General features: G+C 68.0%; 15 protein-coding genes. 8 read left to right on the top strand and 7 right to left on the bottom strand.

The window, feature by feature from the left end; genetic code table 11:
* Window positions 1-31: 31 nt before the first annotated feature.
* Together JOD54_RS13660 and JOD54_RS13655 are read left to right on the top strand one after the other, a co-directional pair.
* Window positions 32-1069 (top strand): hypothetical protein, encoded by a 1038-nt coding sequence (locus JOD54_RS13660; protein ID WP_204450890.1) that lies wholly within the window; start codon window positions 32-34, stop codon window positions 1067-1069.
* The gene (locus tag JOD54_RS13655) at window positions 1069-1644 is read left to right on the top strand and encodes a hypothetical protein (protein WP_204450889.1); all 576 of its coding nucleotides are present in this window, start codon (window positions 1069-1071) and stop codon (window positions 1642-1644) included. The genes JOD54_RS13660 and JOD54_RS13655 overlap by 1 nt, the downstream gene beginning before the upstream one ends.
* Here the strand turns inward: JOD54_RS13655 and JOD54_RS13650 are convergent.
* Genes JOD54_RS13650 through JOD54_RS13635 form a run of 4 tightly spaced genes read right to left on the bottom strand, consistent with a single transcriptional unit; the run spans window position 1641 to window position 4520 of the window.
* A complete protein-coding gene (locus JOD54_RS13650; protein ID WP_204450888.1) occupies window positions 1641-2018 on the bottom strand; it encodes a DUF4233 domain-containing protein in 378 nt (125 codons plus the stop codon). The two genes, JOD54_RS13655 and JOD54_RS13650, sit on opposite strands and share 4 nt — an antisense overlap.
* Window positions 2015-3364 (bottom strand): bifunctional tetrahydrofolate synthase/dihydrofolate synthase, encoded by a 1350-nt coding sequence (folC, locus tag JOD54_RS13645; RefSeq protein ID WP_204450887.1) that lies wholly within the window; start codon window positions 3362-3364, stop codon window positions 2015-2017. Before folC ends, JOD54_RS13650 begins: the two co-directional genes overlap by 4 nt.
* A 2-nt stretch (window positions 3365-3366) precedes the next feature.
* Entirely contained in the window at window positions 3367-3663 is a 297-nt protein-coding gene (locus JOD54_RS13640) for a DUF397 domain-containing protein (protein WP_204450886.1), read from the bottom strand.
* Window positions 3664-3671: 8 nt separating this feature from the next.
* Window positions 3672-4520, bottom strand: a complete 849-nt coding sequence (locus tag JOD54_RS13635; protein ID WP_204450885.1) for a helix-turn-helix domain-containing protein — start codon at window positions 4518-4520, stop codon at window positions 3672-3674.
* 151 nt (window positions 4521-4671) lie between these two features.
* Here JOD54_RS13635 and JOD54_RS13630 point away from each other — a divergent pair, with 151 nt between their 5' ends.
* Window positions 4672-4992, top strand: coding sequence for a hypothetical protein (locus JOD54_RS13630; protein WP_204450884.1), 321 nt, complete (start codon window positions 4672-4674; stop codon window positions 4990-4992).
* A 12-nt stretch (window positions 4993-5004) separates the two neighbouring features.
* Here the strand turns inward: JOD54_RS13630 and JOD54_RS13625 are convergent, their stop codons facing one another.
* Window positions 5005-7635, bottom strand: coding sequence for a valine--tRNA ligase (locus JOD54_RS13625; RefSeq protein WP_204450883.1), 2631 nt, complete (start codon window positions 7633-7635; stop codon window positions 5005-5007).
* 68 nt (window positions 7636-7703) lie between these two features.
* Here JOD54_RS13625 and valS point away from each other — a divergent pair, with 68 nt between their 5' ends.
* From valS to JOD54_RS13600, 5 genes are all read left to right on the top strand, one after another.
* Window positions 7704-10163: a valine--tRNA ligase gene (gene valS, locus JOD54_RS13620; RefSeq protein WP_204450882.1), complete on the top strand. Its 2460-nt coding sequence runs from the start codon at window positions 7704-7706 to the stop codon at window positions 10161-10163.
* Between the two features lie 298 nt (window positions 10164-10461).
* Entirely contained in the window at window positions 10462-11430 is a 969-nt protein-coding gene (locus JOD54_RS13615) for a hypothetical protein (protein WP_204450881.1), read from the top strand.
* Between the two features lie 55 nt (window positions 11431-11485).
* Complete coding sequence (locus JOD54_RS13610) at window positions 11486-13792, top strand: FdhF/YdeP family oxidoreductase (RefSeq protein ID WP_204450880.1); 2307 nt, start codon at window positions 11486-11488, stop codon at window positions 13790-13792.
* A 3-nt stretch (window positions 13793-13795) separates the two neighbouring features.
* Complete coding sequence (locus JOD54_RS35025) at window positions 13796-14131, top strand: DUF3253 domain-containing protein (protein WP_204450879.1); 336 nt, start codon at window positions 13796-13798, stop codon at window positions 14129-14131.
* A gap of 208 nt (window positions 14132-14339) precedes the next feature.
* Complete coding sequence (locus JOD54_RS13600) at window positions 14340-14588, top strand: mycoredoxin (protein WP_204450878.1); 249 nt, start codon at window positions 14340-14342, stop codon at window positions 14586-14588.
* 1 nt (window position 14589) lies between these two features.
* Here JOD54_RS13600 and JOD54_RS13595 read toward each other — a convergent pair whose 3' ends face one another.
* Together JOD54_RS13595 and JOD54_RS13590 are read right to left on the bottom strand one after the other, a co-directional pair.
* Complete coding sequence (locus JOD54_RS13595; RefSeq protein ID WP_204450877.1) at window positions 14590-14892, bottom strand: SCO4225 family membrane protein; 303 nt, start codon at window positions 14890-14892, stop codon at window positions 14590-14592.
* On the bottom strand, window positions 14889-16418 hold the full coding sequence (locus JOD54_RS13590) for a phytoene desaturase family protein (RefSeq protein ID WP_204450876.1): 1530 nt from the start codon (window positions 16416-16418) through the stop codon (window positions 14889-14891). Before JOD54_RS13590 ends, JOD54_RS13595 begins: the two co-directional genes overlap by 4 nt.
* Window positions 16419-16431 lie beyond the last annotated feature (13 nt).

Below are 16431 nucleotides of genomic sequence, written 5' to 3'. Positions count from 1 at the left end.
GCCCACGTCACGGTGGCGACGGACGGTTCCCGTGGCGAGCGCGGTGGCGATCGGCGTCACTGCGGGCTACCTCGGCGTGGTGGCAGTGGGTGCGGTTCGGATCATAGCCAGTGGTGCCGCACTACGCGCTGACTGGCTCGTAGTGACGCTGCTGGGCGCCCTAGCCCTCATCGCGGTCGCCCTGCTCGGTTTGGGCATAGGCCGGTTGCTGCCGTCAGCGATGACCCCGCCGGTCGCGGCCGTCGCGGGGTTGGCGATCCAGGTGGTGCTGGTGTGGCGAAGCCAAGAGTCGACGACGGCGCTGCTGTTCACACCCGCCGTTTCCGGTGGTGGGGTGAGCGTTTTCACCCAAGTCGCGCCGCGTGCGTCGACAGGGCAGGCGTTGTGGTTCCTGACGATCGCCGCGAGTGGTCTCGTCCTCTTCGCGGGCACACGACTACGCGCCTTGGCGGCTGTGCCTCTCGCAGTGGGGGCGACAGTGCTGGCCTTGGTGGTGCCGCAAGGCTCCCCGGTGCATGTCCCGGACGCGCGTGCCCTCTCGTTGGTATGCGAGCCGCCGGTGTGCGTGACCGAGGCGCACAAGGCGCGGCTCGCTGAACTCCGTGGACCTGCGGCACAGGCACTAGCGGATCTGACAGTGCTGCCGAACGCCCCTACGACTGTGGTCGAGCACCCGACTTCCCCTCACCTGCCGCGCACACAAGGTGAGCCAGACACGCTGGGGGTCGACTTGGGCGACCCGGCGTTCAGGCGCGGTGGCCCTGCCGAGCTGCGGCGAGCCCTACTCGCGGGAGCCGGAACGCCAGCATGCGCCACCGACGACAGCACCTACGCCGATGTCGAGCGCGAAACCGTCGCTAGGACCGTCACAGCGGGCTGGCTTGTCGACGACCTGCAGCCTCTGCCAGGGCACAGCTACATCTGGGCGGAAGCGCAAGACCTCATCCAACGGACTTGGGCGGACCTGCGAGCGTTGCCGCGCGCCGACCAGGTCACGCGAGTGGCGGCCGTGCGATCCGCAGGTCTTCGCTGTGAGGGTGACCTGCTGACCGTGTTGACGGAGAAGTGATGCGGGAAGCCGCGCTGTACTGCCGCTCCAGAGGCATACCGGCCGCTATATCCACGACGGTCGGCGCTGCCATCGCGCTTGCCCCGGTCGGCAGGCTTACGGGATCACCAGGCCTGTCCGTTGCCATGTCGGTCCTGGCGACAGCAGTGGCCGTCGGTGTCGCCAGCGGAGGCTTGACTGGTGCGGACCCAGACTTGGACCGCACGGCCGCGATCGCCTGGCTTCCCCGGCTAACGGTGCACCTAGTAGCGATAGCCGCGCTGGCGGCTGGCCTACCGCTAGCCATCGAGCTGCTTAGCCCTAGCGGTGTGGATGCAGAGGTCTTACTGCGAAACGCCGTTGGGCTCGCCGGGCTGGGATCTATAGGCGTCGGTCTGCTTGGCGCGAGCCGGGGCTGGGTACTGCCGGTCGCTGCGGCATCAGTGGCGTTGGTAGCCCTCTTGTCAGGCACACCAGGTGGGCTGGCGATGGTGTTCTCATGGCCAGTGCAGCCCGCCGACGTCGGAACCGCTTGGTTGATATCGGGGACGTTCGCCGGGTGCGGTTGGCTTGCGCTCGCTAAGAGCCAGCGCTAGTCAGGCGGCGGCTGTTGGCTGGCTAGGCGGCCTTCGGCCATGCGTTTGAGGACGTCGTTGCGGGCCCAGAGCATCCAGGACCAGCCTAGGGCGAAGACAACGGCTACTACGCCTAGGGCGGAGTCTATGAAGAAGCCCAAGAGGAGCACTGCCTGTAGGGCTACGGCTAGGTAGATGCCCCAGGAGCGGCCTACGAAGGCGCAGGCCAGGATCAGGGCCACGGCCATGGTGCCCACTGCCCAGCCTTGCCAGGTGGCTAGGCCGCCGTCGGATTTGGCTACTACTAGGAGGGCTAGTAGTAGGACCAGGGCTTCCAGGATGAGGACGGCGGACATCACGCCGCGGAAGCCCTTCATGGGGTCTGGGGGGGTCATGCGGGGTCCTTGCCGAAGAGGGCTCGGACTTCGCCTGCGGTGACGACCGAGCCGGTGGCTATTACGCCGCCGCCGGAGAGGGGTTCGTTGGGGTCTTCGGATTCGTCGGCCAGCTCTAGGGCGGCTTCTATGGCGCCGGGGAGGTGGGGGTAGACCGAGACGCGTTCGTCGCCGTAGATGTCGGTGGCGATGTTGGCGAGGTGGCCTGGGTCCATGGCTCGGGGGGACGAGTTGGTGGTGATGACGAGGTCGCTCAGGACGGGCTCTAGGGCGGAGAGGATGCCCGCGGCGTCCTTGTCGGCCATGACGCTCACTACGCCGACGAGTTTGCGGAAGCCGAACTCTTCGTCCAACGCCTTGGCGAGGGCTGCGGCGCCATGGGGGTTGTGGGCGGCGTCTACGAAGACGCTGGGAGACATGCGGACGCGCTCTAGGCGGCCGGGGGTGACCACGGAGGCGAAACCTTCGCGGATGGCTTCCACGTCCAGCTGGCGTTGAGCGCCAGCACCGAAGAAGGCTTCGACGGCCACGAGGGCCAGCGCGGCGTTCTTGGCTTGGTGCTCGCCGTGGAGAGGCAGGAAGATCTCGTCATAGACGCCGCCCAGGCCCTGGAGGCGGAGGACCTGACCACCGACGGCAAGGTCATGGGCGAGGACGCCGAACTCCAGGCCTTGCCGAGCGACTGTGGCGTCGACCGTGGCCGCGCGCTCGACCAAGACGCGGGCGACCTCGGGGGTCTGCTCGGCGAGGAGTGCGATGGAGTCGGGCTTGATGATCCCGGCCTTCTCCCCCGCGATGCCCAGGATGTCCGGACCGAGGTAGTCGACGTGGTCGATGCCTATAGGCGTGATGACGGCGACCTTGCCGTCCGCGACGTTGGTGGCGTCCCAGGCGCCGCCGAGGCCGGTTTCGACCACGGCGACGTCCACGGGAGCGTCGGCAAAGGCTGCGTAGGCCATCGCGGTGAGCACCTCGAACTTGCTCAGCCGGATGTCAGAGCCCGCGTCGACCATCTCGATGTACGGCTCGATGTCGCGGAACACCTCGACGTAGCGCTCGGGGTCTATAGGCGCGTTGTCGAGGCTGATGCGCTCGGTGACCAACTGCAGGTGCGGGCTGGTGAACCGACCCGTGCGCAGGCCAAGCCGGGTGAACAGCGCGTCAATCATCCGGGTGACGGAGGTCTTGCCGTTGGTCCCGGCGATGTGCACCACGGGGTACGACCGCTGCGGCGACCCGAGCAGGTCCACCAGCGCGGCGATCCGCGCCAGGGACGGCTCGATCTTGGTCTCCGGCCAGCGGGTGTCGAGTTCCGACTCGACCTGACGCAGTTCGTCCAGGCTCACGCCTAGAGGGTACGGAGGGCCCGCGCGAAGGAGGCGACGGGGAAGGCCAGGGTGGGGCCATCGGGGTTCTTGGAGTCCCGCACAGCGGTGACAGCGGGCTCGTGGCTGACCTCGACGCAGTTGACGTTCGTGCCGCTGTGACTGGACTTGCGCCACTGCTGGCCGACCTCGACGCAGTCGGCGTTGGTGCCACTTCTGCTGGACTTGCGCCAGACGTAGCCCACCTCGACGCATTGGGCATTCGAGCCGCTCCGGCTGGACTTGCGCCACATGATCGAAGCCCGGTCCACCGCGTTCATCAAGATCCTCACTCTCGGTCGTGCTCCCGTGCGATAGTCGCAACGAGTTCCGCCGACTTGGCGGGGCTCAGAGCCAACTCGCCCAGACTATCGGTCTCGGCGCGGAAGAACTCGATGTGAGCGTCCTCCTCCAGGAAGAGGCCAGAAACCTTGTGATCCAAGTAGACCACGGGCTTGTTGCTCGTGAAGTCCAACAGCGTGTACGAACCATCGAGACCAGAGTGTCCGCGTAGCGACAAGGGCAATACTTGGAGAGTCGTGGCCCCCTGCTCAACAACCTCCAGGATGTGCCGCAACTGCCGGGCCATGCTCTTTGGACTGGCCAGAACGCGGTGCAGCACGAACTCATCCACAATCAACTTCAGGTTCGGCGGCTCATCCTTGGTGAGGATCGCCTGACGCGCCAACCTCGCGGCCACCCGCGAGTCGATGTCCTGATCAGCGACGTTGCATACCCGCATCATCGCCCGCACGTAGTCACCGGTCTGCACTAGACCAGGAATGACGAGCGGCTCGAAGATCACGATGTCGGTGGCCTCGCGCTCAATGCGCATGAGGGTTTTGGACTCCGCCGACAGGGCCGATTGATTCTCCCAGTAGCCTGTGTCGTCGGAACGCTCGGCCAACTTGATCAGACGATCTCGATCCCTTCCGGTCACCCCGTAGACCACGAGTAGAGACGCGACGTCGGCGGGCCGAATTCCCTGTTTGCCGGTCTCCATCCGGGACAGCTTGGACGCCTGCCAGCCCAGCTGGGCGGCGACCGCCTGACAGCTCAGCTTGCGGCCCTTGCGCAGCAAGCGCAGTTCGCCGCCGAGGCCTCGGGCCATGATGGTGGGTTGCTTGGCGGTAGCCATGGTTCGTCCTTCCCCGATCTTGGATCCAACGGCGACAGTCTGGCGCAGCCAGGGTCAATATTGAATCACCCGATGGCGTTATTGTGGCCCATCACCTTCCGGTGCGATCCTCCTAACGAAGGATCGCAAATTTGCTACGCGTGGAGGCAGTATGCAGACGATCATCCCGGAGGGCGAGTTGACCAGGCAGATCGCTGAGGTCACCGACCACTTCGCGCCGCGCCGGTTCGCCGTCTACCAGGTCCAGCGGGACGCGGACGGCCAAGCTCTCGACTTCGCGGTGCTGGGCTGGGGCATGGAGATCGCCGACGGGTTCGGTGAGGACTACGTCGAGCTCTTCGGCATGCCGGACGAGAAGGGCGCGCGGCTGCGCGGTCAGTTCCAGTCCGCCGAGTCGGCGACGCGGGTGTTGGCAGGCAGCAGGCCGGTCGAGGTCCGCTGGGTCGACGAGGACCCCGACCGGTCCGCTTAAGAGCCCGAGGGGTCAGCTCGCGGGCAGGGCGGCTAGCCGTGCCTGCACGCGGGCGATCTCGGCCTGCGCCGCGTCGCGCCGGGCCTGGATCTTGGCGACGACGTCGGCCGGGGCCTTGTCGGTGAACTTCGGGTTGCCCAGCTTGGCCTCGCACTGCGCGAGTTCCTTCTCGGCGACCGCGAGGTCCTTGGTGAGCCTCTTACGTTCCGCGCCAACATCAATGGCACCGGACAGGTCCAACTCCACAGTGACGCTGCCGCCGCTAAGAGGCACTTCCAGCGACGCGCTCGCGGTGAAGTCGTCGCCGGGGGCGTCCAGCCGCGCAAGAGACGTGACGGCACCCGCGAGAGCCGTTAGGCCCGCCTCGTCCACACCGGACAGCCGGGTCGCGACGCGCTGGCTGGGCTTCACTCCCTGATCCGCCCTGAAGCGGCGGATCTCGGTGATGAGCTTCTGCACGCCTTCTACCCGCCGGGCCGCCTCTAGGTCAGCAGCGTTGCCATTGGCCGTCGGCCACTCCGTGACGACGATGGATTCCTTGCCCGTGAGCGCCTTCCAGAGCACCTCGGTGATGAACGGAGTGATCGGGTGCAGCAACCGCAGCACTACGTCCAGCACGTGCCCTAGGACCGCGCGAGTCGCCTCAGCGCGCGCGCCGCCCTCTGCGATCTGGACCTTCGTGAGCTCGAGGTACCAGTCGCAATAGAGGTCCCAGGTGAAGTGGTAGAGCGCGTCGCAGATCTTCGCGAACTCGAACTTCTCGAAGAGGGCATCCACTTCGGACACCAGTGCGTCAGCCTTGTCCAGGATCCAGAGGTCCGCGTCCGTCAACTGGTCGCGGGCGGGCACCGGGATGGCGGTGGTTGCGCCGTTCATCAGCGCGAAGCGGCTGGCGTTCCACAGCTTCGTGCCGAAGTTGCGCGACCCTGCAGCCCACTCCTCCGCGAGCGCCATGTCGCTGCCGGGGTTCGCCCCGCGCGCGAGGGTGAAGCGGGTGGCGTCGGCACCGAACCTGTCGAGCCAGTCGAGCGGGTCCAGGACGTTGCCGCGCGACTTCGACATCTTCTTGCCCTGCGCGTCACGGATGAGGCCGTGCAGGTAGACGTGGTCGAACGGCTGCTTGCCGTCCATCGCGTAGAGGCCGAACATCATCATCCGGGCGACCCAGAAGAAGAGGATGTCGTAGCCGGTCGACAGCACACTCGTCGGATAGAACTTGGCGAGGTCCTCGGTGTTGGCGGGCCACCCGAGCGTGGAGATGGGCCAGAGGCCCGAGGAGAACCACGTGTCGAGGACGTCGGGGTCCTGGGTCCAGCCTTCGCCGGTGGGGGGCTCCTCGTCGGGGCCTACACACACGACCTCGTCGTTAGGCCCGTACCAGACCGGGATGCGGTGGCCCCACCACAGCTGCCGCGAGATGGTCCAGTCGTGCATGTTGTCGACCCAGTCGAAATAGCGCTTGGCCAACTCCGGCGGGTGCACCTGCGTCCGGCCGTCGCGAACAGCGTCACCGGCCGCGCGCGATAGAGGCTCAACATTGACCCACCACTGCAGCGACAGTCGGGGTTCAACAACCGTGTCGCAGCGCGAGCAGTGCCCCACCGAGTGCAGGTACGGCCGCTTCTCGGCGACGATCCGGCCGTCTTCGCGAAGAGCCGCGACAACAGCGGGGCGAGCCTCGAAGCGGTCCAAGCCCTCGAAGGGCCCCTTGACCGTGATGACGCCTGTGGCGTCCATGACCGTCAACGACGGCAGGTCGTGCCTGCGGCCGATCTCGAAGTCGTTCGGGTCGTGCGCGGGGGTGACCTTGACGGCACCGGTACCGAACTCGGGGTCGACGTGCTCGTCCGCGACGATCGGGATGCGCCTACCGGTCAGCGGCAGCGGGACCTCAGTGCCGATGAGGTGGCGGTACCGCTCATCCTCGGGGTGCACCGCGACGGCCGTGTCGCCGAGCATCGTCTCCGCGCGCGTAGTGGCGACCACAATGGCGTTGTCACCGTCGCCGTAGCGGATGGAGACGAGCTCGCCCTCGTCCTCGGAGTGCTCGACCTCGATGTCCGACAGCGCGGTACGGCAACGCGGGCACCAGTTGATGATGCGTTCCGCGCGATAGATCAGGCCGTCGTCATAGAGGCGCTTGAACACGGTCTGCACCGCGCGGGAGAGACCGTCGTCCATGGTGAAGCGCTCGCGGGACCAGTCGACGCCGTCACCGAGGCGGCGCATCTGGTCGAGGATCTTGCCGCCGTACTCGGCCTTCCACTCCCAGACCCGCTCGACGAACTTCTCCCGGCCCAGGTCGTGCCGGGACAGCCCCTGGCCAGCCAGCTGCCGCTCGACGACGTTCTGGGTGGCGATACCGGCGTGGTCCATGCCGGGCAGCCACAGCACCTCGTAGCCCTGCATGCGGCGGCGCCTGGTGAGCGCGTCCATCACGGTGTGGTTGAGCGCGTGGCCCATGTGGAGGCTGCCGGTGACATTCGGCGGCGGCAACACGATCGTGAACGGCGGCTTCTCACTCGCGGCGTCGGCGGTGAAGTACCCGGCCGCTACCCAGCCCTCGTACAGCTCCGCCTCTACCGCGGCCGGCTCCCAGGCCGGGGGAAGGTCAGTGCTCGGCGGGGTGGGGGTCTCAGTCACGGTTGGAGTCTACGAAGGCCAGCGAAAACAAGTCGAACCGGGCGCTGACCCGCGACTACCCTCCGCACATGGCGCATACCGAACGTCTCCCCGAGCGCCCATCACTGGATGGGCTGGAATCGACCTGGGCAGCTCGGTGGGACGAGGTAGGCGTCTACGCGTTCCGGGGCACGGGTCCCCGCGAGTCGGTCTTCTCCATAGACACCCCTCCCCCATCGGTCAGCGGAAGCCTGCACATCGGGCACTGCTTCTCCTACACGCACACGGACGTGATCGCGCGCTACCAACGGATGCGCGGTAGGGACGTGCTCTACCCCATGGGGTGGGACGACAACGGCCTGCCGAGTGAGCGCTTGGTGCAGGTGATGCACAACGTGCGCTGCGATCCGTCGCTGCCTTACGACCCGAACTTCACGCCTACAGGCGAGCCCACAGCGGTGTCTCGGCGCAACTTCCTCGAACTCTGCGCGAGGCAGACGGCTCTTAGCGAGAAGACCTACGAGACGCTGTGGCGACGGTTGGGCCTGTCAGTGGACTGGTCGCGCACCTATACGACCATCGGCGAGAAGGCGCGGCGGCTTTCACAGCGGTCGTTCCTGCGGCTGCTCGCGGCTGGTGAGGCCTACCAGGCCGAGGCGCCGACGCTATGGGATGTCGGGTTTGGGACGGCTGTTGCACAAGCGGAGGTGGAGCACCGGCCCGTGAAGGGCGCCTGGCACACCCTTCGGTTCGGCGGCTTCGAGGTGCAGACAACGCGTCCGGAACTGCTGCCTGCGTGCGTGGCTGTCATCGCGCACCCCGATGACGAGCGCTATAGGCACCTGATCGGCACCACATTGCTAACCCCGGTGTTCGGCGTGGCTGTGCCGGTTCTGGCACATATAGATGCCGATCCAGAGCGCGGTAGTGGCCTGGTGATGTGCTGCACCTTCGGCGACCTCACAGATGTGCAGTGGTGGCGCGAGTTGGGCCTACCTGTGCGATCAGTGATCGGTAAGAACGGGCGGTTTCTGCCTGACGCGCCTGACGGCGTGCCTATAGGGCCGTACTCGAAGCTGGTGGGCGCGACCGTCCACACAGCACGGGAGCGGATGGTGGCGATGCTCCGCGAGGCCGGAGCGCTGGTGGGCGAGCCAAAGCCCGTTGAGCGTCCGGTGGCGTTCTTCGAGCGTGGGGACAAGCCGCTGGAGATCGTGGCGGGGAGGCAGTGGTTCATCAGGTCCACGGCCCATAGGGAAGTCATGCGAGATCGTGGGCGCGAACTCGACTGGCAGCCCGCGCACATGCACGCGCGGTACGAGAGCTGGGTGGACGGGCTCGCAGGCGACTGGTTGGTGAGCCGTCAGCGGTTCTTCGGGGTGCCGTTCCCGCTGTGGTACACGCTTGACGCCAATGGCGAGCCGAACTTCGACAGCCCTCTTACGCCGGACCAGCTCCCCGTGGACCCAGCAACGGAAGCCCCGCCGGGCTACAGCAAGGACCAGCGCGATGTGCCTGGCGGGTTCACCGGTGACCCAGACGTCATGGACACGTGGGCAACGTCGTCGTTGACCCCGCTGCTCGTGTGTGGCGCTGACGATGATCCCGACTTGTTCGCCAAGACCTATCCGATGGATCTGCGCCCGCAGGCGCACGAGATCATCCGCACCTGGCTGTTCAGCTCGGTGCTGCGCGCGAACGCGGAAACCGGGGTGTTGCCGTGGCGGCGCGTGGCGATCTCGGGGTGGGTGGTCACACCTGACAAGCAGAAGCTGAGTAAGAGGTCCGGCAAGTCCAGCCCGCCTGACGAGTTGATCGACCGCTATGGCGCGGACGCCGTGAGGTACTGGGCGGCGTCGGCGCGTCCTGGGGTCGACACGGTGTTCGACGAGACCAAGATGCGCGTCGGTCGCAGGCTCGCGACCAAGCTGCTCAACGCCAGTTGGTTCGTGCTGGGCCTAGGCCCCGGAGAGCGGCCTACTGAGCCGCTGGACCTGGCTTTGCTCGCCGAGCTGGATGCCGTAGTGGCTGAGGTGACGACCGCATTGGAGGCCTGCGACTACGCCGATGCTCTTGAGCGGGTGGAGCGGTTCTTCTGGCTGTGGTGTGACGACTACATCGAGCTGGTCAAGGACCGCGCTTACGAAGGGGACGACTCGGCCAGGGCCACGCTGCGTATCGCTCTATCGGCCGTGCAGCGCCTCTTGGCGCCGTTCCTGCCCTTCTCCGCGGAGGAGGCGTGGTCGTGGTGGCAGGACGGGTCGATCCACGTCGCACCTTGGCCTGCGGTCACCAGCAGTAACGGCGACCGATCGCTGTTGGCGCCGGTGACGATCGTGCTCGCCGCCGTCCGGCGGGCCAAGTCGGAGGCGCGGCGATCGCTGCGGTGGCCGGTGGCGGAACTGGTCGTGACCTGCACCGAAGACCGGGAGCGGGCACTGAGGGCCACGGAGCGCGACCTACGGTCCGCCGGGGCTGTCCAGGCGTTGAAATACACCCGATCGGTGGATGCCGAACTCGGCATCGAGGTCACCCTGACTACCGACTAGCGCTGTGAGCTGGGCCACCTGCCCAGGCGTGGGTCCGCCTCCGATCGGCGGCGGACCCACGCCCCGTGTCGCTCGCGGAGGGCCGGGAATCTGGTCTGCGCCAATCGGGTGACCCCTCGACACCGCATTCCCGGCACAGTGACCGTTGGACTGGCCTCGGGCGCCGTTCACCGCAGCACGAGCGGTCCGCGCGGGCAGCTTGTTAACACGGACTGTGGCCATATCGATGAGGTGTGCACCAGGCAGTCGACACCTCAACCAGCCCGGCTCGCCGAGCTGGATCGCCCTTGGGGGGCCGGTGGACCAACGAGAGTACGGCGATCACGCGGCGTTACAGGACGCCGCGTGGCGCAGACGCCTGCGCGCGTCCGCGCAGGCCGACGTGAAGGCGATGCTGCGCGGATCACGGCGCCGCAGGCTGGAGCGGTGGCTCGTCACGTCCATGGTGCTGGTCGCCGTCATCGCGGTGGTCATGCTGCTGATCGGCGTCGGCGTGTTCGACCGCGGTCCCGGCGGCCCCGGCGGCGGCGGACCGGGCGAGGACCCCAACGCCCAGCACGCGGTGGACCTGAACCGACCGTTCGCGATGACCCCGGCCGAGCACTGGGCCGACGGAGCGGCCGGGATCGAGCCGCCACCGGCCATGCAGGTCGGCGAGTTCAGCGAGGCCGAGGTCGCCAACGTCACCGCGAAGGTCAAGGACCTGCTGGTGGCGAGCAGGCTCGACCCGACGATGCTGCGCGACCACAACCCGGACCGCTACCTGGGCCTGCTGGCCCCCGACGTGGCCAGGCAACTGCGCCCGCTGTTCGGCGGCGGCAACGAGCGGCAGGTCCAAGCGCTGGTCAGCATGCTCGACAGCGGCGCCAAGCTGCTGCCCGTCTCGCCCAAGGTCAAGGGCTCGATGCGGGTCGAGGCGGGCAAGACCGGCGAGCTCGTCGTGCACACGAACTACGTGTTCGCCTACGCCTTCACCGCCGACCACGTGGACTTCCCGCTGGACCCGATGAGCGTGGTCGTCGTCGTGCGCGCCGACATCGAGTACGTCATGCGCAAGGGGCCGCGGTGGGCTCCTGGCAGCCTGGGCCTCTGGTACGAGAAGGTCGACGGCTTCTTCTACTCGATCTCCTGCGACGCGTACCGCAAGGGCTTCATCGCCTCCGACTACCGGGACCGGGCGCCGAGCCGCAACCAGGCCAAGCACGACCGGGTCACCTACTTCGACCCCGGGGCGGACATCCCGCTGGAGAGCGGCTGCCCCAGCTAGCGGGGCCTGTGGACAACTTTTTGCACGGGGACCGGTCGCGGCGGACGATAGGTCCATGGTCAGCACTCCGCCCGAACGGGACGTTGTCGAATCCGAGCTGGACGTAACGCCCCGCAAGCAGTGGGCCGCCGGGATACCGGGGGTCGCCGTGTCGCTGCGCCGCGGCGTCGAGCAGATGGGCGCGGTGCGCACCGCCCGCACGCTGCGGCTGCTCAACCAGCGGGAGGGGTTCGACTGCCCCGGCTGCGCCTGGCCGGAGCCGCAGGGCGGGCGGCACGCCGCCGAGTTCTGCGAGAACGGCGCCAAGGCGGTCGCGGAGGAGGCGACGCGGCGGCGGGTGGGGCCGGAGTTCTTCGCCGAGCACTCGATCGCTGACCTGTCGGACAAAACGGACTACTGGCTGGGGCAGCAGGGGCGGATCACCCAGCCCGTGGTGCTGCGGCCGGGGGCGACGCACTACGAGCCGATCGAGTGGTCGGAGGCGTACTCGCTGATCGCTTCGCAGCTGCGGGCCTTGTCGACGCCGGACGAGGCCGTGTTCTACACCTCGGGGCGCACCAGCAACGAGGCCGCGTTCCTGTACCAGCTGCTGGTGCGGTCGTTCGGCACCAACAACCTGCCGGACTGCTCGAACATGTGCCACGAGTCGTCCGGCGCGGCGCTGGCGGAGACGACCGGGGTCGGCAAGGGGTCGGTGAGCCTGGCCGACATCGCGCTGGCCGACCTGGTCGTGGTGGTGGGTCAGAACCCGGGCACCAACCACCCGCGGATGCTCAGCGCGCTCGAGCAGGCCAAGGACGCGGGGGCGCGGATCATCGCGGTCAACCCGCTGCCGGAGGCCGGGCTGCTGCGGTTCAAGAACCCGCAGAAGGTGCGCGGGGTGCTGGGCAAGGGAACGGCGCTGGCGGACGTGTTCTGCCAGATCAGGCTGGGAGGCGATCAGGCACTGTTCCAGGCGATCGGGCACCTCTTACTGCGGTGGGAGGCGGAGCGGCCGGGGACGGTGGTGGACCGGGAGTTCGTCGACCGGAGCACCGAGGGGTTCGACGCGTACGCCGCGCACGTCGCGGAGGTCGACTGGAACGCGGTGGACACCGCGACCGGGCTGGACCGGCAGGAGATCGAGCGGGTCGCGCGGATGTTCGCGGAGTCGTCGCGGATCATCGTGTGCTGGGCGATGGGCCTCACCCAGCACAAGCACTCGGTGCCGACCATCCGCGAGATCGCCAACGTCGTGCTGATGCGCGGGATGATCGGCAAGCCGGGAGCGGGGCTGTGCCCGGTGCGCGGGCACTCGAACGTGCAGGGCGACCGGACCATGGGCATCTGGGAGAAGATGCCGGAGAAGTTCCTGGCCGCGCTGGACACCGAGTTCGGCATCGCGGCGCCGCGGTCGCACGGCTTGGACACGGTCGGATCCATCCGGGCCATGCGCGACGGCAAGGCCAAGGTGTTCATGGCAGTGGGCGGCAACTTCGCCTCTGCCAGCCCGGACACCGCGGTCACCGAGGCCGCACTGCGCGCGTGCGACCTGACAGTGCACGTGTCGACAAAGCTGAACCGGTCGCACGTCGTGCACGGCCGCACAGCGTTGATCCTGCCGACTCGGGGGCGGACCGAGCGGGACGTGCAGGCGGCCGGTGAGCAGTTCGTGACGGTCGAGGACTCGATGTCGGTCGTTCACCGGTCGCGGGGGCGCCTGGAGCCCGCGTCCGAGCACCTGGTGTCGGAGGTCGGGATCGTGTGTGGAGTGGCCCAGGCGCTGTTCGGGCCGTCGCACCCGGTGCCGTGGGCGGAACTGTCGGGCGACTACGACCTGATCCGGGACCGAATCTCGCGGGTGGTGCCCGGCTGCACCGACTACAACGCCCGGGTGCGGGAGCCGGACGGGTTCGTGCTGCCACACGCGCCGCGCGACTCGCGGGAGTTCACCGGCACCCGCGATGACCGGGCGGTGTTCACAGCCAACCCGCTGACCGTGCTGCGGGTGCCGCCGGGTCGGTTGCTGCTGCAGACCCTGCGCAGCCACGACCAGTACAACACCACGATCTACGGGCTGGACGACCGCTACCGCGGCATCAAAGACGCGCGGCGGGTCGTGTTGGTGAACCCGCTGGACATCGCCGAGCTCGGGTTGGCCGATGGGCAGCTGGTGACCTTGGTCAGCGAGTGGCCGGAAGACCCGACGGGTGTGGTGGAGCGGCACGCGCACCGGTTCCGCGTGGTCGCCTACGACACCGCCCGGGGCTGTGCGGCCGCGTACTTCCCGGAGGCGAACTCGCTGATCCCCCTGGACTCGACGGCGGACACGTCGAACACGCCCACGTCCAAGTCGGTGGTGGTGCGCTTGGATCCCGAGTAACCCATGTCGGATCCGCGGCGGGAACTGGAACGGACCCGGGACGGTGGTGGCCCGGGGGCGGACCACGCCCGAACAGCGTTGAGCGCATCGGACCCGTCCGAGCGATTGCGAGCGGCCATCCTGGCTCTGGCCGAAGCTCGGGGCATGGACTCCAGCACCTGCCCGTCCGACGCGGCGAGAGCAGTGACCGACGACTGGCGTCCGCTGTTGCCACGCGCACGGGAGTTGGCTCGCGACCTCGCACGGGCGGGCGAGGTGCGGCTGACCCAGCGGGGCGCGGTGCTCGACCCGGACGGGCAGTGGCGCGGACCGATCCGAATCCGGGTGAGCGATGGCTGAGGTGGCCGAGTTCGAGACCTAACCCGCAGCACACAACCAACCTTGGCCCAGCCCGTAACGGACAGCTTGGTTGAACGTCGGTCTGGCGGTGGAGCGGAGGTTTGCGGCGGTCGAGCGAAGTGTGACGCGCGTCTCGTTCTGGTATCGGTGGGGGTGTCAGGGGCGTTGCCGAAGGTGACCGACAGACCTCAGTGCAGGGGAGATCCCGATGTCCGCGCCGGAGACGTTGACCATGTACTCGACCACGTGGTGCGGGTACTGCCGCAGGCTCAAGACGCAGCTGGACTCGGCGGGGATCGGGTATGTGGAGGTCGACATCGAGGAGACGCCGGGGGCGGCGGAGTTCGTGATGTCGGTCAACGGGGGTAACCAGACCGTGCCCACGCTGCACTTCCCAAGCGGGGCCGCGTTGACGAACCCGTCGTTGGAGCAGGTCAAGGCGGCGCTGGAGGGGTAGGTCAGGCGCGCTTGTGGCCGCGGAAGAGCAGCCACAGCAGCCATGCTTGGACCAGTGCGGCTCCGACCAGGACCGCACTGGCCGCGATGCCGTCCCACGGTTGGGCGAGTTCGGGGACGAGCACGATCAGCAGCGACGCGGGCAACGCCACCAGCACCGCCACAACGCCCGCGAACGAGGCGTCAGGGCCGGTGTGCACCGCCAGCAGCACGGCCACGACCGCGAAGACGAGGGTGACCACGCCGACGTAGCCGAGGACGACCTTGCGCGCTCGGCGTTGGTTGCTCCACCTCGTGGTCGTCACCCCTCCAGCCTGCCGTCCGGGGCAGCGGGCCGCAGGAGGGACATGGCCGCGTTGTGGCCGCCGAGGCCGCTCACACCGCCGCCGCGTTGGGTGGAGCTGGCGCAGCGAACGACGTTGGGGATGTCGGTCTCGACGCCCCAGCCGGTGCCGTGCGGCCAGGTCAGGGGGCCGTGGAAGATGTTGCCCCTGGGCATGGCGAGTTCGGCTTCCAGGTCGCGGGGGTCGCGCGCCTCCAGGCACGGCGCGCCGTCGACGGTGGCCAGGCAGGACTCGATGGGGTCGAGCAGGTAGCGGTCCAGGCCGTCCAGGTACCGGCGTACGAGGACATCGCGGGTACCTGGGGTGTCGAACAGGGTGTCGGGGGCGTGCAGGCCGAACAGGGTCAGCGTGTGCGCGGTCGGCGAGTCCACAATGGACCGGTCGGTGAGCGTGTGGCAGTACATCTCACCGGGTGGGCGGGTCGGCGGGCGGCCTTCGGCGCTCTCGCGGTAGGCGGTCTCCAGGTCGGTGTAGGTCTCGTCGAGATGGAAGGTGCCCGCGAAGGCGTCCTCGGGGCGAATGCCGGAGCGCAGGCGCGGCAGGCGGTCGAGCAAGAGGTTCATCTTGAGCTGCGCGCCAGGCGCGGCCGGACGAGCGGGACGGCCCATGAGGCGGTCGAGCACGGCAGGGGCCACGCCGGAGAACACGTAGTGCGCCGCGACGGTGACTTCGACGTCGTCATGGCGGTACGTCACCTCCGCCGTAGTGCCATCTGCCGCGATAGCAACGACTTCAGCACTAGTGCGTAGATCCGCACCGGCTTCCCGAGCCACCCGCGCGAGCTCTCCCGTAACCGCGCCCATGCCGCCTATAGGCACACGCCAGTCACCGGTGCCGTTGCCGATGACGTGATAGAGGAAGCAGCGGTTCGCAGCTAGGTCAGGATCCGCTAGCGAGGTGTGGGTGCCTATGAGGCCGTCGGTGGCAACGACCCCGCGAACGACGTCGTCGGTGAAGACCTCTTCGAGGGTCTGGGCTAGTGGCTGCTCGAAGACCCAACGCCAGGCGTCAGGCCCCACAGCAGAGGTGACCAGATCGCGTAGTGCGTCCTGCGAAGGCAGAGGCTCCAACATGGTAGGCGCGACAGCCTTCGCCACGAGAGCCATCGCGGCATAGAACTCCTGCCAGCGGGTGTACTCGGCGTCGGAGCCGGTAAGAGCGCGGAACGACTCAGCCGTGTCTGGACCGCCCACCAACAGGCCGGTGTGTACGCCGTCGCGCTCTATAGGCGTGCAAGACGACACCGAGCGGGACCGCAGAGTAAGGCGTAGGCCGAGGTCACTGACGATCTGGTCTGGCAGGAGGCTGACGAGGTAGGAGTACCGCGACAAGCGCACCCCGGGGAACGGGCTAGCGCTTACCGCGGCACCGCCTACGTGCCCAAGGCGTTCAAGCACGAGTACCGAGCGCCCCGAGCGAGCGAGGTAAGCGGCGGCGACAAGCGCGTTGTGACCACCGCCGACCACTACTACGTCATATGCGTCCACCAAACCGACCGTA

The organism is Actinokineospora baliensis, from assembly GCF_016907695.1.
In the GTDB taxonomy this organism is placed as follows: Bacteria; Actinomycetota; Actinomycetes; order Mycobacteriales; family Pseudonocardiaceae; genus Actinokineospora; species Actinokineospora baliensis.
This window is presented reverse-complemented; position numbering and strand designations above follow the sequence as displayed.

Excerpts from the sequence above, each read along its gene's own strand:
- JOD54_RS13655 (WP_204450889.1), top strand. The coding sequence starts at position 1,069 with ATGCGGGAAGCCGCGCTGTACTGCCGCTCCAGAGGCATACCGGCCGCT.
- JOD54_RS13650 (WP_204450888.1), bottom strand. The coding sequence starts at position 2,018 with ATGACCCCCCCAGACCCCATGAAGGGCTTCCGCGGCGTGATGTCCGCC.
- JOD54_RS13640 (WP_204450886.1), bottom strand. The coding sequence starts at position 3,663 with ATGAACGCGGTGGACCGGGCTTCGATCATGTGGCGCAAGTCCAGCCGG.
- JOD54_RS13635 (WP_204450885.1), bottom strand. The coding sequence starts at position 4,520 with ATGGCTACCGCCAAGCAACCCACCATCATGGCCCGAGGCCTCGGCGGC.
- JOD54_RS13630 (WP_204450884.1), top strand. The coding sequence starts at position 4,672 with ATGCAGACGATCATCCCGGAGGGCGAGTTGACCAGGCAGATCGCTGAG.
- valS (WP_204450882.1), top strand. The coding sequence starts at position 7,704 with ATGGCGCATACCGAACGTCTCCCCGAGCGCCCATCACTGGATGGGCTG.
- JOD54_RS13610 (WP_204450880.1), top strand. The coding sequence starts at position 11,486 with ATGGTCAGCACTCCGCCCGAACGGGACGTTGTCGAATCCGAGCTGGAC.
- JOD54_RS35025 (WP_204450879.1), top strand. The coding sequence starts at position 13,796 with ATGTCGGATCCGCGGCGGGAACTGGAACGGACCCGGGACGGTGGTGGC.
- JOD54_RS13600 (WP_204450878.1), top strand. The coding sequence starts at position 14,340 with ATGTCCGCGCCGGAGACGTTGACCATGTACTCGACCACGTGGTGCGGG.